General features: G+C 61.4%; 13 protein-coding genes. 2 read left to right on the top strand and 11 right to left on the bottom strand.

From position 1 onward, the window contains the following. Positions 1 to 51: 51 nt before the first annotated feature. The 3 genes from BUB69_RS13225 to BUB69_RS13215 form a co-directional block, all read right to left on the bottom strand. A complete protein-coding gene (locus BUB69_RS13225; RefSeq protein WP_073167285.1) occupies positions 52 to 885 on the bottom strand; it encodes a DeoR/GlpR family DNA-binding transcription regulator in 834 nt (277 codons plus the stop codon). A gap of 105 nt (positions 886 to 990) precedes the next feature. After that, positions 991 to 2,247 (bottom strand): cation:proton antiporter, encoded by a 1,257-nt coding sequence (locus BUB69_RS13220; protein WP_073167281.1) that lies wholly within the window; start codon positions 2,245 to 2,247, stop codon positions 991 to 993. A 324-nt stretch (positions 2,248 to 2,571) separates the two neighbouring features. Continuing rightward, positions 2,572 to 2,901, bottom strand: a complete 330-nt coding sequence (locus BUB69_RS13215; RefSeq protein WP_073167278.1) for a DUF2790 domain-containing protein — start codon at positions 2,899 to 2,901, stop codon at positions 2,572 to 2,574. Between the two features lie 222 nt (positions 2,902 to 3,123). On the opposite strand from BUB69_RS13215, the gene BUB69_RS28235 reads away from it, so the two are divergent. Beyond that, positions 3,124 to 3,348 (top strand): hypothetical protein, encoded by a 225-nt coding sequence (locus BUB69_RS28235; RefSeq protein WP_163032090.1) that lies wholly within the window; start codon positions 3,124 to 3,126, stop codon positions 3,346 to 3,348. A 342-nt stretch (positions 3,349 to 3,690) separates the two neighbouring features. Next, positions 3,691 to 5,016, top strand: a complete 1,326-nt coding sequence (locus BUB69_RS13205) for an OprD family porin (RefSeq protein ID WP_073167274.1) — start codon at positions 3,691 to 3,693, stop codon at positions 5,014 to 5,016. Positions 5,017 to 5,028: 12 nt separating this feature from the next. Here the strand turns inward: BUB69_RS13205 and BUB69_RS13200 are convergent, their stop codons facing one another. From BUB69_RS13200 to BUB69_RS13165, 8 genes are all read right to left on the bottom strand, one after another. Then, positions 5,029 to 5,994 (bottom strand): fatty acid desaturase family protein, encoded by a 966-nt coding sequence (locus tag BUB69_RS13200; RefSeq protein WP_084537093.1) that lies wholly within the window; start codon positions 5,992 to 5,994, stop codon positions 5,029 to 5,031. Next, the gene (locus tag BUB69_RS13195) at positions 5,981 to 6,613 is read right to left on the bottom strand and encodes a phosphatase PAP2 family protein (RefSeq protein WP_073167271.1); all 633 of its coding nucleotides are present in this window, start codon (positions 6,611 to 6,613) and stop codon (positions 5,981 to 5,983) included. Before BUB69_RS13195 ends, BUB69_RS13200 begins: the two co-directional genes overlap by 14 nt. Then, a complete protein-coding gene (locus BUB69_RS13190; protein ID WP_073167267.1) occupies positions 6,610 to 7,704 on the bottom strand; it encodes a hypothetical protein in 1,095 nt (364 codons plus the stop codon). The genes BUB69_RS13195 and BUB69_RS13190 overlap by 4 nt, the downstream gene beginning before the upstream one ends. After that, positions 7,701 to 8,435 carry a hypothetical protein gene (locus BUB69_RS13185; protein ID WP_073167265.1) on the bottom strand — a complete coding sequence of 245 codons (735 nt, stop codon included), beginning with the start codon at positions 8,433 to 8,435 and terminating at the stop codon, positions 7,701 to 7,703. Before BUB69_RS13185 ends, BUB69_RS13190 begins: the two co-directional genes overlap by 4 nt. Further along, positions 8,432 to 9,424, bottom strand: coding sequence for a hypothetical protein (locus BUB69_RS13180; RefSeq protein WP_073167262.1), 993 nt, complete (start codon positions 9,422 to 9,424; stop codon positions 8,432 to 8,434). Before BUB69_RS13180 ends, BUB69_RS13185 begins: the two co-directional genes overlap by 4 nt. A gap of 50 nt (positions 9,425 to 9,474) precedes the next feature. Continuing rightward, positions 9,475 to 10,509: a glycosyltransferase family 2 protein gene (locus BUB69_RS13175; protein ID WP_245825282.1), complete on the bottom strand. Its 1,035-nt coding sequence runs from the start codon at positions 10,507 to 10,509 to the stop codon at positions 9,475 to 9,477. A 264-nt stretch (positions 10,510 to 10,773) separates the two neighbouring features. Then, a complete protein-coding gene (locus BUB69_RS13170; RefSeq protein WP_073167256.1) occupies positions 10,774 to 13,938 on the bottom strand; it encodes a CusA/CzcA family heavy metal efflux RND transporter in 3,165 nt (1,054 codons plus the stop codon). Positions 13,939 to 13,962: 24 nt separating this feature from the next. Further along, entirely contained in the window at positions 13,963 to 15,240 is a 1,278-nt protein-coding gene (locus tag BUB69_RS13165) for an efflux RND transporter periplasmic adaptor subunit (protein ID WP_073167253.1), read from the bottom strand. Positions 15,241 to 15,285: the final 45 nt, after the last annotated feature.

Below are 15,285 nucleotides of genomic sequence, written 5' to 3'. Positions count from 1 at the left end.
CTGGAAAGCAGCCTTCGTGAGCAAGCTCACTCTCCACAGGTCTGCATCTGTTCAGTCACGAACCTGGCGCTTGCCGCCCACTGGAGCCAGCAACAGTTCAATGCGCTGTTTGCGGATGCCGTCGGCGGCGGCTTCGGCCAGGGCGGCGTCGGTGATGATGGTGTCGAACTGATCAAGCCCGGCGACCTTGTACATGCCAAACGTGCCGTATTTGGAGCTGGTTGCGACCAGCACGGTTTGTGAGGCGGATTGCATGGCCGCCTGCTTGACCTCGACTTTCAAGGCCGAGGGCGTCGTAGTGCCGCGCTGCAGATCCCACGAACTGGTGGACATGAAGGCCACGTCTGTCGCCAGTTGCCGCAAGGTCGCCGCCGCCAGTCCGCCCACGCTAGACAGGTTGGGATGGTCGAGCAGGCCGCCAGTGTGAATCACATCCACATGCCCCGCATCGGCCAGCGCATTCACCACACCGAAGTCATTGGTGACCACGGTCATGCCCGACAACGCCACGATGTGCGGCACGATTTCCAGTGTGCTGGTGCCCGCATCCAGATAAATCGTCATGTCCGGGTGCAACAGGCCGGCTGCCAGCCGCGCCATGCCCTGTTTCTGTGGCAACTCGACCACGGCCTTCGATTGATGGCTGGGTTCGCTGTGCACCTGGCTGGCGATGCGCACGCCGCCGGTGACCGAATAGGCACGGCCTTCCTGCTCCAGCAACGCGATGTCACGGCGGATGGTCATGTGCGAACACTCGAACATTTCCATCAGCTGATGCACGCTCAGGACCTGATGCTTGCGCAACTGCCGCAGCATCAACTCCCGGCGCTGATCGGGAATCATCGGTGTGCCGCCGGAAATGGCGAGCTCCTCTTCGGTGGACATTGCAGCTCCTGTGCCTCGGTGATGCCGCAGATCACAATCTGCGGTTCGGGCATCTTAGCCAATCGCCTCGCCAATGGAAGTGGCGACCGGCTTTTGTTCACTCACTCAGTGGGCGGAGTCCTTGACCTGCGGCTCGCGCGTGACGGCCTTGACCAGTTTGCCGATGGTCAGGCCCTGCAGCAGGATCGAGAGCAGTACCACGATGTAGGTGATGCTCAGCAGCAGATCGCGCTCCGGACCGGTCGGCAGGGCCAGCGCCAGTGCCACCGATACGCCGCCGCGCAACCCACCCCATGTCAGGATGCGCACAGTGCCCTGTGGCACAGTCCGCCAGCGACGCAACAGCAAAATGGCAGGTGCCACGGTGACGAAACGCGACAGCAGGATCGCCACGGCCAACAGGCTGGCGGCAATCAGGTGCTGCCACGAGAACGGCAGCAGCAACAGCTCCATGCCGATCAGCGCGAACAGCAGGGCGTTGAGCATGTCATCCAGCAGCTCCCAGAAGCCGTCCAGGTAGCGACGGGTCATGTCGTTCATGGCCAGGTTGCGACCCAGATTGCCGATGATCAGTCCGGCCACGACCATCGCGATGGGACCTGAAACATGCAGCTCCGACGCCATCGCCGAGCCGCCGATGACCAGCGCGAGCGTCAGCATGACCTCAATCTGGTACTGCTCGATGCTCTTGATCATCAGGTACACGGCATAGCCGATCAGGCCGCCGAACAGCACGCCGCCCACTGCCTCGTGCACGAACAGCATGGCGGTTTCGCCCACGGTCGGGGTTTCACCGAGTTGCGCAATGCCCAGCAGCACGGTGAACACCACCACCGCTGTGCCGTCGTTGAACAGCGACTCGCCAACAATAGTGGTCTTGAGCGGTTTCGACGCGTTGGCCGTGCGCAGTACACCGAGTACCGCAATGGGGTCGGTCGGCGAAATCAGTGCGCCGAACAGCAGGCAATAGAGCGGGCTGACGTGCCAGCCAAACAGGGCGAAGATCCAGTACGCCAGGGCACCGATCACGGTGGTTGCGATCAGCACGCCGAAGGTTGCCAGCAGGCCGATGGGCCAGCGATAGCTGCGCAGGTCCGCCAGGTTGACGTGTAGAGCGCCTGCGAACAGCAAAAAGGACAGCATCCAGTTCATCAGCAGGTCGCCGAAGTCGATCTGGCCGATCAGTTCCTGCACGCGGTTTTCAAGGCCGGGAAAGCCCATCAGGCTCAGGCCTTGCAGAATCAGTGAGAACATCAGCGCCGTGACCATCACACCGATGGTAGGAGGCAGACCGATAAAGCGAAAGTTCACATAGGTCAGCAGCGAAGTGAGGCAGATAAAAGCAGCAACAAGTTCAAGCATCCGTCATTCCAAAATCCGTGAATCCAGTTTCAATTCCAGCGTGGTCGGCAACGAGTATCCCGGCCGAGTCATGCCCAGGCAGACTCTGATGGCCCGGACAGCCGTTCAGGCACATTGCGTCGAACACGCACGAGGGCATGCGTTGACCACGTAAATGCGCAGGTGTTGCAAAAAAACACCTCGTTCAAGGGCCGAGCAGGCTGGGAACAAGAGGGCAGGCACAACGGGCAGACGCAAAAAAGTCAGCCCGGACGATTGTCCGGGCTGACGGTGGGTGGAGCGTTGGGTTCAGCGTTTCGGGGTGGCCTCCTGGCGGGTCTGGAATCATTGGCTGTTTCTGCACCCGCTGAGGATCTGGTACTGAACGGTCTTCAAATTACCCTTGGAATCCTGGTAGGTCATGAGTTTGGGCATGACGCTGCAGGTTTTCAGATCCGGTGATTTGCGGATCACCTTGGCAACGTCCAGCTTCATGCCGTACTTGTATTCCTGGATTTCCGGCATGGGCTTGTTATGGGTGGTTGCATACTTCTGCACGCTGGCCTGGTGATCCTTGATCAGGGTCTCTGCTTTTATTTCATCGCTGGTGTAAGCAAAGGCACTTAGCGGTGAAAGGATGGCCAGGGCCAGCAACAACGATTTGGCAGTACGCATGTTCTTTGTCTCCGTTTTTGAATGTGAGCCAAGGTTAACGGTTGCTGGCTAACCGGAACGTGGCGATAACATTACAAGTTGGTAATCTTCAAGATGTCAGGTTTCTAACAAGATTGTCATTCTCTGCTCACCTTCCTGTTAGCTACCGCACCGTAAGCTGGCCTCATTCCTGACAAGCGTCCAGCGCAACACAGGACCCAGACATTAACGAGAGAAGAGGAAATGACGATGAAACTGGTTAAATCGATGGTCTTCGCCGTGGCGGCCTTGTCCTTTACAAGTGCATTTGCTGACGACGGCAATGAATTCGCAAGTATTGCTGCCGACAAGATGCGCGCGGCTCAGGAGCAGCGCTTCAACGAGCAGCAGCGTGCTAGCCAGAACGAGCAGTATGTCAACTCGGACGAGAAATCCACGTCCGGGAAGTCCACCAAATCCGAGGGCTAACAACAGTCGGCCCGTAACGAGCAGCACCCTGTTCGCCTTTAGTAGCTTTCCGGCTCCTTTGGTTGAGGCGAATCTTCAAGCGTCCTTCGGGACGCTTTTTTTATGGGCGAATACGTAGACGGGCCAGTTGGCATATTGAGTCTGTTCTTTTTTTGTGAATCTGCAATTTGCCGTTAAGTTATTCCGGCTTTCTTTCATATTTGTAATCTCGCTGTCATCTTCACGTTATGTTCGCCTCTTCAAGATTGTGCCTCACTGGCAGCCCTCTATTGATCAATAGAACACCTATAAAAACAGGCCAGGCCGACAGGTTTAACGATCTGCCCAATCAACGGAGCGCACATGACACCACGTAAACGTTTTTCCTTCGCCTTATGTTCAACGCTCGCGGGTATTACGCCGCTGGCCACCGTTGCCGAAGAGCAGAAAGAAGGCTTTGTCGAAGGCAGCACGCTGACAATCCTCAACCGCAACTTCTACATGAACCGCGACCATCGCAACGGCGAGTCGAGCCCGACGGGCAACGGCTACTCCGAAGCCTGGGCACAGGGAATCATTGGCCGGTTTCAGTCGGGCTTTACCCAAGGTACGTTCGGCGTTGGCGTGGATGCATTCGCCATGATGGGCATCAAGCTCGACACCGGCGACGGAAGAAACGGCGGTCGCAGTGCGTTCGATGTGTTGCCTGTGGATGGGCAAGGCAATGCTCGCGACGAATACACCAAGGTCGGCGGCGCGCTGAAAGCCCGTGCGTTCGACACCGTGGTCCACGTGGGCGATGTGTTTCCGGTGACGCCCGTTGTCGCGTATGGCGATGCTCGCCTGCTGCCGGAAAGCTTTCGCGGCGTTACCGCCCTCAACACCAGCATCAGCGGCCTGACCTTGCAAGGCGGGCGCCTGCATTCGATGAGCCAGCCGGTGTCCAGCAACATGCGCGACGGCTTCGTTACTTTTTACGGTGGTGCGGTCGATTCGCCCTGGCTCGCCTATTTCGGCGGCGATTACGAGGCCACCGACAGGCTGAGTCTCTCGCTGTACACCAGCCGGTTGAAGGATGCCTGGGATCAGAAGTACGGATCGGCGTCCTACGTATTGCCGATCACCAACGACCTGTCCCTGACCAGCAGCCTGAACTATTACAACGCGACCGACGAAGGCAAACGGCTACTCGGCGAGTTCGACAACGACATCTGGAGCGCGAAGCTCGCCCTGCAATACGGCGCACACACCGTGTCGCTTTCTCACCAGCGCAACCAGGGCGATGACGACTTCGACTACCTGAGGCAGTCCGACTCGATCTACCTGGCCAACTCCATCCAGTACAGCGACTTCAACTCACCCAACGAACGCTCGTGGATGGTCACCTACAACCTGAACATGGCGACCTACGGCGTGCCCGGCCTGACATTCATGACCCGCTACGGCAAAGGCACGGATGCAGACTACGCCAACGCCAACAGCACCTACATGCGCCGCGACGCCCAGGGCAACCCGCTGACCGATCAGAAGCGTTGGGAGCGTAACATCGAAGCCAGGTACATCGTTCAGACCGGCACCATGAAGGACCTGTCTGTACGTGTTCGTCAGGCTACCACCCGGGCGACGGCGTTCGAGTCGGATCTGGATGAGGTGAGGGTGATCGTGGAATATCCGTTGAGCGTGCTTTGACGCCAGCCGGTCTCAGTCTGCAGGCGAGTGTTGTGCGGGGTAGCTGACATCACGCAGCACCCCGCCATAACCGTTATAGAGGTTGTTTCCCGGCAGCAATTGCCGGGCAGCCAGTGCTTGATGCACGCGGCGCAAATGATAGAAGGGCATGCGCACATAGAGGTGATGCTCGATGTGGTAATGAATGGCATGCGGACCGAAGATAAAGGTCTGCCAGTTCGCGCGCACGATGCTGCGCGCGTTCTGGCTCTGGTCATCGCAGGCCGGCAGACCTGCGTGCTCCATGATTGCTCGTATGCGGCCCATCAACGGCAGCAAGGTGATCGCGGGCAGCAACCACAGACTCAGGTACAGAATCCCATGCCCCGACCAGGCCAGCAGGCTGAACAACAGCCCGTTGCTGACCAGCATCGACAGTATTTCCAGAGCAACCTGGCGACGTGACTTGGCGACCTTGGGCATGATTGCGCGATAGTCGCCGCGAGCAAACCTGAACGCGCTGATGAAATAACCCACGGCGCACAGGTCTGCCAGCAATCGCCTGACCAGTTTGTCCCGTGGCAGCGGGTAATCCCCCAGACCGAATACCGCCACCACCGGATCGTCATGCTGCATGGGCCGCAAGTGATGCTTCAAATGCCCCGCACGGTAGGTATGCAGCGAAAGAAAAAGAGGGCCTGCGGCGCACATTTGCCCGACGAAGTCATTGAGGGCCTGTCGGGGCAACAGCACGCCGTGGGCGCTCTCATGCATGATCACCGCCAGCGCCAGTTGGCTGCGTGCGATCACCACCGCTGCCAGCAGATACGTCACGGGGTGTGGCCATAGCGCCGCACAGATGAACGACGCCGTGATCAGCAACCAGTCGCCCAGCAGCGCGCGCAGGGCAATCCAGGGTTTGAGGGTGAACCATTCGACGGCAGGCGCAAAGGCTTTCAGTGCCAGATTGTCGCCAGCACGTGATTCAGGCAGAGGCACAGGCGTTGCTTCCTTGTCGTTGAGTCAGCAGGGTACAGGCCACGGCCAGCAGTACACCGCCAGCCACATCGATCACCGTGTGTTGCTTGAGGGTCAGGGTGGATGCACAGATCAACAGCCCGGTGATTGCGATCAGCCCTTTGTAAGGTCTGTCCCAGAGCGCTCGGCAGGCCAGGCAGGTCAACGCGACATGCAGACTGGGGCAGCCATTGGAGGCCTGGTCCAGTTGCCAGAGTCGGCTGAGACGCTGCTTCAGAAAGGCGTTTTCGACGAGTTCGATATCGGGCCGGGGCACGATTTCCGGGAACAGCCAGAAACACAGCAGGGCGACACCAAAGGCTATTGCCGTTGCGGTGCCGAAGGCTTTGAATCGCTCGGCGCTGGCGTAGGTGGCGGCCAGCATCACGAACGGGAAGAACAGCACGTAGACCCACCAGGAATGTGCAATGAACGGAATCCATTGATCCGCCGAGGTGACCCAGTAATAGCGCGGTGTGATGAAACGCTCCAGGGCAATGAAAACGCTCAGGCCCGACAGCAGTCCCACCAGGGCAAGCAGCGCCTGACGGTAGTCCGGGCCTTGGGGCCGGCGCCGGGATGGCCAGAATGAGGGCTTCACAGGCTGGACAGGCAACTGACCCAGGCGTCGATCCGGGCCTGGGCGCGCGCACTGCCGGCCGCGCTGGAGTGATCGGGCGAGTGCTCGGCGCACAGCTGTCGGGCCGCTTCGGCCACTTGATACTGAAAGTCGGCCGCGTCGCCGCGCCAGGTGACCACCCGGTGCGACAAGCCCAGCCGGGCAGCACGCTGGGCATTGCTGGTCTGCTCAGGCTGATCGCTGACCACCAGGATAATCGGCCGCTGGTAGACGAGCGCGATGGACAGCGCGGCCATGCCCGGTGCCGAGACCATCAGTTGCGCCTGCGCCGAGCGGCTTGCCCAGTCGGAGTCAATCGCCAGCCAGCCAGTGCGTCCGGCGTAACCCTCACCCACCAGGTGCGCGCACAAACCTGCTTCGGTCAGCCCCGCACTCAAGGCGTCGGCCAGTGCTGGCTCGCTGAAATGCGGGTTGAGGTAGACCGTTGCGAGGTTGCGTGGTGAGTCCGCCAGAGGGCACGCCAGCGCGACGGGCGTTGGTAAGCGATACAGCGCGCCAGCGCCGGGCTCATCCAGGGAGTAGGCAAAATCATGCTCGATGCAGGCGCGTGCCGCGTTGATCTGTTTGTCGACAATCCAGCCGAACAGGCGCCCGAATTGAGGCGGCCACATGCCCTCGAAATTGTTGATCAACGCGACCTTGAGGCTCGCGCCATAGACATGCACCACCTTGCGCCGCCAGCCGGGCAGCATGCCCATGTACAGCAGCGCCGGGTGGAAGGAGTCGTTGATCACCAGATCCTTATCGCGCAGCAAGCGGCGCAGCCGCAGGATGTCGCGCAGCATGCGACCGGGGCGGAACAGGTACTGCGCGACATTGCGGTTGGTGGCCTTGCGCAGCATGTTCTGCTCGCGGTCGAACTGCACCGCGTAGTGTGGCGACAGCATCCCGGCCGTAATGTCGAAGCGTTGCAGAAAGCGCTGCCCTTGTTCCGAGGTGGTCAGCACGTCGACCTCAAACCCTGCGTTGCGCAGCGCGTGTACCAGCAACTGCGCGCGCATCAGGTGGCCGCGGGCATCGGCCGTCGCCAGGTACAGAATGCGTGAACTCATCGATAGCCGCCGCGCAAGCCGCCCAACGCCCAGCCTGCGGCGTACATCGCCAGCGCTCCGGTGACGCCAAAGCTGGCATCCACCACGCGGATGTCCTTGAGCAAGCGCGCCAGGTCAGTCAGCTCATGGGGAGCGACGATGCGGCGCAAGGTGTTTTCACACAGGCGCACATGCGCTTTCTCGTCGGCCAGGACCTTTGACAGCAAGGGATGGAATGGATGCTCGCGGCCAATGACTGCGCAGTGGCGGCTCAATACACGCTCGGCCATCTGTTCGGCACACAGCCCGGTGGCATAGGCCGGTACCAGCAGGCCGTGTTCGAAATGCCCCGCATACTGATGCGCCAGGCGCTGCCAGCGCTGTATCTTGCGTCGGCTGAGCCAGTCCGGTTCCATTCGCGTGGTGCCGTCATCGCCCGCGGCATGCAAGGCCTCGGTGAACAGCGTCACGTGTCGGCGTTCGTCGGCCAGGTGCTGTTCGACCTGACGTTCGAGCCACGGGGGCGATTGCGGCATCAGTTCGTCCAGCAGCGCACGCTCTGTGGCGTCTTCACCGGCCAGGTACATGCGCAGCAGCAGGCGTTCGCCACGCCGGCTGCGGTGCAGGCGCAGCAATGCAGCGCGTTTGAGACGGTCCACCAGACGGGCCTGCAACCCGCCAAAGCCGTGAGCTTTGGGCGCGGTCAGGCAACTGAAGTCAGGCGGGCTGACGCTGTGTTCGATCACGTTCATGGCGTGAGCTGCGGACTGCGATGCCAGGCAAGAATCAAACCGATAAAGCTGTCACGCATGAACGCTGCGCCTGAAGTCGCGGCCGCTGGAAAGCTTTCTTCCGCGCCGTTGTAACGCAGATAACCCTTGCCGTCGACCGCACCCAGTTCCAGCGTATCGCGCTTGTTGAAACCACGCTTGCGCACGTCCGAGAGCAGTGGGCTGTCTTCCAGGCCGAAGATGAACAGCTGACGCTGAACCGCCCAGGTCGGAATCTGGCTGCTCAGGGCCTGCAATTTGAGCGTCCACGTGCCTGTGCTCAGCAACGGTTTCAGGTCGGCAGTCCCGGGTTGATCCGAGGCGAAGCTGGCGCGCAGCAATGACTTGGAGACCTTGCCCACGCCCAGCGCAATGGTGATGTCGTCGGCCGCCGGGTTCTTCTCGTCGCTGGGGCGCACTGCAATGAAATAGCTGGCCACGCGTGCGGCAATCGACGGTTGCGCCAGCACATCGTGCGCCTGTGCGGCGGTGAACAGCACCCGCTCGCTGGAGCCCTCGCGCACGGCGATCTGGTACGGATCAAGTTCGATCTTGCTGAACGTGCCGCGCACCGGCGCGTGAACATAAGTGTCGGCGTTCCACTTGGTTTTCGAGCGACGCAGCAGTACGTGCAGGCTGAGCGGTACACGTTGGCCCTGCTCGGAAAGCCCGCTGCCATGCAGCAGCACATCGCCGATCACCGTCTTGCTGTCGTGGCTGGCGTCGGACGCCAGCAGGATGGTGTGTTTTTCGGCATCGACGCTCGCGTAGCCGTCGGCCACATCCAGCGCCACGCGGTTGCAGTTTTTCTCCGGGTCACTGACGGCCGTTGCGCAGCCGCTGTCCGATGCGAAGTGATACACGCCACGGCCTTTGAATTCAGCGGGCGCAGCGTGAGCGATCCCGCTCAGTGTCAGTGCAGCAAGGCACACCATGGAGTAGCCAAGTGAAGCGGTCGAAAAGGGTTTCATGCTGACTTCCTGTAAGCACGCAAGGCGCGCAACAACGTGGTACGACGGGGTCAATCTCGATTGCGGTGGTAGGACAGCGCTTCGCTGTGGCGGGCACCGGCTCGCCCGACGGCGAGGCCGCAACCACGGACCACTGCCCCGGCGGTGTCCAGCAGCGACATGCCGATCACGACCAGGGTCGCGGCCAGGCGCTGCATTCCGCGCAACGGTTCAAGGTCTTGATGGTTGAGCGCTTTCAGGCTGTAACCAAGACGTCCGGCCATGACGCAAAGCGGTCCGACGGGTCCGCTGCGTGCGAGCCATTGCAGCCAGGCGGGCATGTAGGCGCGCACCAGATACGGGGTCAGGCCGACGCTGTCGCCGCCGCGCAACCAGCGCAGCTTGACCAGTTCGCCCTGGCTGTCGGGCAGACGATGTTCGGTGTGCGCACGGGGCGCATAGACCACTGCCACGCCCGCTGCCTGCAGGCGCAGGCCCATCACTTGACAATGAGCACGGTAGATACCGCCAAGCGGTTCGTAGCGATGCTGTTCAAAGGCATCGCAGCGAAAGGCCACATTGTTGGCGTAGAAGTTACGGGTGGCACCGTTGCGCAACGGGCTGGGGAAGTACATGAAGTCGATGGCCGTCAGCGCACTACCGGCGATGCCAGGTGCATAGCTGGTGCGCCCGGCCACTGCGACCGGCGCATCGGCCTGTATGAACGGCACAAGCAATTGTTCCAGCCAGTCGGCGCCGGGCAGGCAATCGGCATCGGCAAATACCACATAATGGCTGCGCGTCTGATCGACGCGATCAAAGCCGAGATTCTTCGCATCGTAATAGCCGGTCTGGGCATCGATCTCGACGAAATCCAGCGCTCGCCCTGCCAGTGTACACATCGCGTCGCGCGCTTGCAGGTCGAGGCCATCGTGGGTAATGACCCATTGTGCAAGATGCCGGGGTGAAAGGCTTTGCAGGGTCAATCTGGCGATCAACCGTTTGAGGCTGTCCAGCGCCTGCACGGCATCGTTGCCTCCGCGCAGGTTGTTGGTTTCCAGCACCAGCGCCGTACGGGCCGCAACGTCGAGCAGCCTTCTGTCCATACCCTCGCCGCAAGGCGGCCTTGCCGCTGGAGCTGTCGCTTCCTGGCTATCCATGTCTGAGTGTCTCTAAGACCGGGGCTGTCTGCTCGCCTGGCTTGGCAAACGGGACGCGCGACACCGGGATTGCGAAGCCGCGATCACACCACGAACCCTGGAATTATTCAAACACAGAGTTTGCCTTGACCGTTGTCTGCGTTGATGTTTGATCAAGCGCAGCCATGCCCCCTTTCAGGCTCTGGCTGCGCGGTTGATCCTCTTGACGCCTTACTTCGTCGTCTCAAGCGTCCCGGTGTCTTCCTCCTCCCGCCGATGTGCCCATTGATACAGCGCAGGCAGCACCAGCAAGGTCAGCGCTGTAGACGAGAGAATCCCGCCAATCACCACCGTCGCCAGCGGCCGTTGCACTTCGGCCCCCGTCCCTGTGGCCAGCGCCATCGGGATGAAGCCCAACGAGGCCACCAGGGCAGTCATCAGCACCGGACGCAGTCGGGTGAGGGCGCCTTCGGTAATGGCGTCGTGCAGCGAGCGACCTTCTTCGCGCAGGTTACGGATGAAGGCGATCATCACCAGCCCGTTGAGCACCGCCACGCCTGACAGGGCGATGAAGCCCACGCCTGCGGAGATCGACAGGGGAATGTCGCGCAGCCACAGGGCCATGACGCCGCCGGTGAGGGCGAACGGGATGCCGGTGAAGACCAACAGGCCGTCCTTGAGGTTGTTGAACATCAGGAACAGCAGCGCGAGCACCAGCAGCAGCGCAACGGGCACAACGATCTGCAGACGTTTGGCGGCCGATTGCAGCTGTTCGAACTGACCGCCCCAGTTGGTCCAGTAGCCCGCCGGAATCTGCACGCTGCTGTCGAGGGTCTGGCCCGCCTCCTCGACGAACGAGCCCAGGTCGCGGCCGCGTACGTTGGCGCTGACGATCACCAGACGTTTGCCGTTTTCGCGGCTGATCTGGTTCGGACCTAACACCAGATCCAGGCTGGCGACCTGAGCCAGCGAGATAAAGCTGATCTGCTGGTTGCTGCTGCCCGCACTGGCTGGCACCGGAATGAGCAGGCTGGACAGCCCGGCTACATCGGTGCGCAGTCGCTCGGACAGGCGCACCACCATGTCGAAGCGGCGATCACCTTCGTACAGCGTTCCGGCCTGACGCCCACCCAGTGCAATGGCGATGGCGTCCTGTACGTCGGCGACGTTGAGGCCATAGCGTGCCGCCTTGTCGCGGTCGATGTTGATGGTCAGCACCGGCAGGCCGGTGGTCTGTTCGACCTTCACTTCGGACGCGCCTGGCACCTTCTGCATCGCGGCAGCGATTTTGGCGGCGGTCTGGTTGAGCACGTCCATGTCATCGCCGAACACTTTGACCGCCACGTCGCTGCGCACGCCCGACACCAGCTCGTTGAAACGCAGTTGGATCGGCTGGGACAACTCGTAATTGCTGCCCGGCACGCTCGCGGCGGCCTGTTGCAGCTCGGCGATCAGGGTTTCCCGCGACTTGCCGGGGTCAGGCCATTCGCTTTTCGGCTTGAGCATCACATAGCTGTCGGAAATGTTCGGTGGCATCGGGTCGGCGGCGATTTCTGCGGTGCCGGTGCGGGCGAACATACGCTCCACTTCCGGCATTTTTTCGATTACGGCCTTTTCGAGGCGCTGCTGCATGTCCACCGATTGCGTCAGGCTGGTGCCCGGCACGCGCAGGGCCTGCAGCGCAAAGTCGCCTTCGCTCAGGCTCGGAATGAACTCGCTGCCCATGCGGCTGGCGGTAAAACCGGACAGCACCATCACCACGAACGCCAGGGTGAAGGCAATCCAGCGATGCCCCAAGACCCAGCCGAGCACCGGTGCATAACGCTGGCGAGCCGTGCGCATCACCACGCCTTCTTCTTCCTTGACCTTGCCGGTCACGAACATCGCGATGGCCGCAGGTACGAAGGTGACCGAGAGGATCATGGCGCCGAGCAGGGCGATGACCACCGTAAACGCCATCGGGTGGAACATTTTGCCTTCAACGCCGGTGAGGGCGAAGATCGGCAAGTACACGACCATGATGATCAACTGGCCGAAGATCAACGGGCGGCGTGCTTCTCGGGCTGCGGCAAACACTTCATGGAAACGCTCCATGCGCGTCAGCATCCGGCCGTGTTTCTGCTGAGCGTGGGCGAGCCTGCGAATCGAGTTTTCGACGATCACCACCGCACCATCGACGATAATGCCGAAGTCCAGCGCGCCGAGGCTCATCAGGTTGGCGCTGACCTTGTTGGCGAACATGCCGGTGAAGGTGAACAGCATCGCCAGCGGGATAACCATGGCGGTGATGAGCGCAGCACGGATGTTGCCCAGGAACAGAAACAGGATCGCGATGACCAGAATCGCGCCTTCGATCAGGTTTTTCTTGACCGTGGCGATGGCTTTTTCGACCAGATTGGTGCGGTCATACACCGTCACCGCTTCGATGCCCTCGGGCAACGTGCGGTTGATGTCGGCGAGTTTGGCGGCCACGGCCTGGGAAACGGTGCGGCTGTTTTCGCCAATCAGCATGAACACCGTGCCGAGCACCACCTCCCGGCCGTTTTCAGTGGCAGCACCGGAGCGCATTTCCTTGCCGATGCCGACGTCGGCCACGCTGCTGACCCGGATGGGCGTGCCCTGTACGTTGGCGATGACAATGTTGGCGATATCGTCCACGGTTCCGAGCTGGCCCGGCGCACGGATCAGCAATTGCTCGCCGCCGCGTTCGATGTAACCTGCGCCCACGTTGGCGTTGTTGCGCTCCAGCGCAGCCACCAGATCGTTCAGGGTCAGCTTGTAGGCTGCCAGCTTCTTGGGGTCCGGTGCGATTTCATACTGTTTTGCAAACCCGCCGATGGTATTGATTTCGGCCACGCCCGGCACGTTGCGCAACTGCGGTTTGATGATCCAGTCCTGAATCACCCGCAAGTCGGTCGGCGTGTACGGCGTGCCGTCTTCCTTCAATGCGCCTTCACGGGCTTCGACGGTCCACAGGAAAATCTCGCCGAGCCCTGTGGAGACCGGCCCCATCATCGTCTCGACACCTTCGGGCAATTGGTCCTTGGCAATCTGCAGCCGTTCGTTCACCTGCTGACGGGCGAAGAACAGGTCAGTGCCGTCTTCGAAAATCACCGTGACCTGCGACAGTCCCGAGCGTGACAGTGAGCGCGTCTGTTGCAGGCCGGGCAGGCCGGCCATGTTGGTCTCGATGGCAAAGGTGATGCGTTGCTCGGTCTCCAGTGGCGAAAAGCCTGGGGCCGAGGTATTGATCTGCACCTGCACGTTGGTGATGTCGGGTACGGCATCGATGGGCAGTTTCTGATAGCTGGCGATGCCCAGCCCTGCCATCAGCAGGACCGCGAGCATCACGACGATGCGCTGTTCAATCGCGAATTTGATCAACCGTTCAAACATGGAGGAATACTCGTACGACGCAGGTCAATGGGCGTGCTCGGCGGAGCCTTTGCCCAGCTCCGACTTGAGGATGAAGCTGCCAGCGGCGGCCACTTGAGTGCCTGCTGCCAGGCCTTTGACGATTTCCACGTAGCCGCCATCGCTGCGACCGAGCGTGACCGGAGTCAACTGAAAGCCTTCGTCATTGCGCACGAACACCGACGGTTTGTCTTCGACGGTCTGGATGGCCGAATCGGGCAGGCTGACCGCAACCTGGCTCTGTTGCGCCGCCACGTCGACCGAGACGAACAGCCCCGGACGCCACGCGCCATTTGGGTTGGCGAGGGTCACGCGAACGGTGGCCGCGCGGGTCTGCTCACCCAGCAGGCTGCCGACATAACCGATGCGGCCTTCAACGCGAGCGTTCAGGTCAGGCGCGCTGACGGTGACGGGGCGACCCACGATCACCTTGTCCAGATCCTTGGGCGCGACGCCGAAAGTGGCCCAGACGCGGGACAGGTCCGACAGCGTGAACGCGTTGCTTGCGTCACTGACGACTTCGCCGATGGCCAGGTGTTTTTCCACGACCATGGCGTCGAACGGGGCGATCAGCTCGTAACGGTTGCCTGCCGTGGGGCTGACGCTGGCACCGATGGCGCTGAGCTTCTGCCGGGCGTTGGACAGGCTGATGTCCGCTTCCTGAAAGGCCTGACGGGCCTGTTGATAGTCCTGCTCGGCCGAGATGCGGTCTTCCCAGAGTTTCTTCTCACGTTGCAGGGTCAGCCGCGCCAGTTCCTGGCGGCGCTGAGCGGCGCTCAATTCACTGCGTTGATCGGAAATCTGCTGGCTGGCGATGATCGCCAGCACCTGGCCTTTCTTGACGCTCTGGCCCAACTCGACCTTGACCGCTTCGACGACGCCGCCGACCCGAGGCACGACATGTGCGGTGCGGTCTTCATCGAAGCGGATTTCGCCGGGGAAGGTGACTGACGTGCTCATCGGCCGGGGTTCGGCGGCGACCAGCTCTATTCCCGCCGCCTTGATCTGCTCGGCGCTGAGTTCGAGATGGCCTTCCTCTTCCTCGTGCGCGGCTTGCGGCGCGGCGGCGCCATGCTTCTCGGGTTCGCTGCCGTGGCCTTTCTCGCCATGCTCTTCGTCAGCGTGGGCTTCTTCTTTGGCGTGGGCGTCGGCTGATTCGTTGGCGTGTGGGTCGGTTCCGGCCTGGGCGCTGAAGGGCAGCATTCCAGGGTTGAGGGTCAGGCTGCCCAGGCCAATGATGACCACCACCGCCAGGGCGATGCCAATGCTTCGTTTGTTGTCCATGGGTGCTCCCGGCAATCATGTAGGTGCAGCGCACACAGGGGTGCG

The organism is Pseudomonas asturiensis (assembly GCF_900143095.1).
GTDB lineage: Bacteria > Pseudomonadota > Gammaproteobacteria > Pseudomonadales > Pseudomonadaceae > Aquipseudomonas > Aquipseudomonas asturiensis.
Note: the sequence above shows the minus strand (reverse complement) of the source record. Positions and strands in the feature narration are given on the sequence as shown.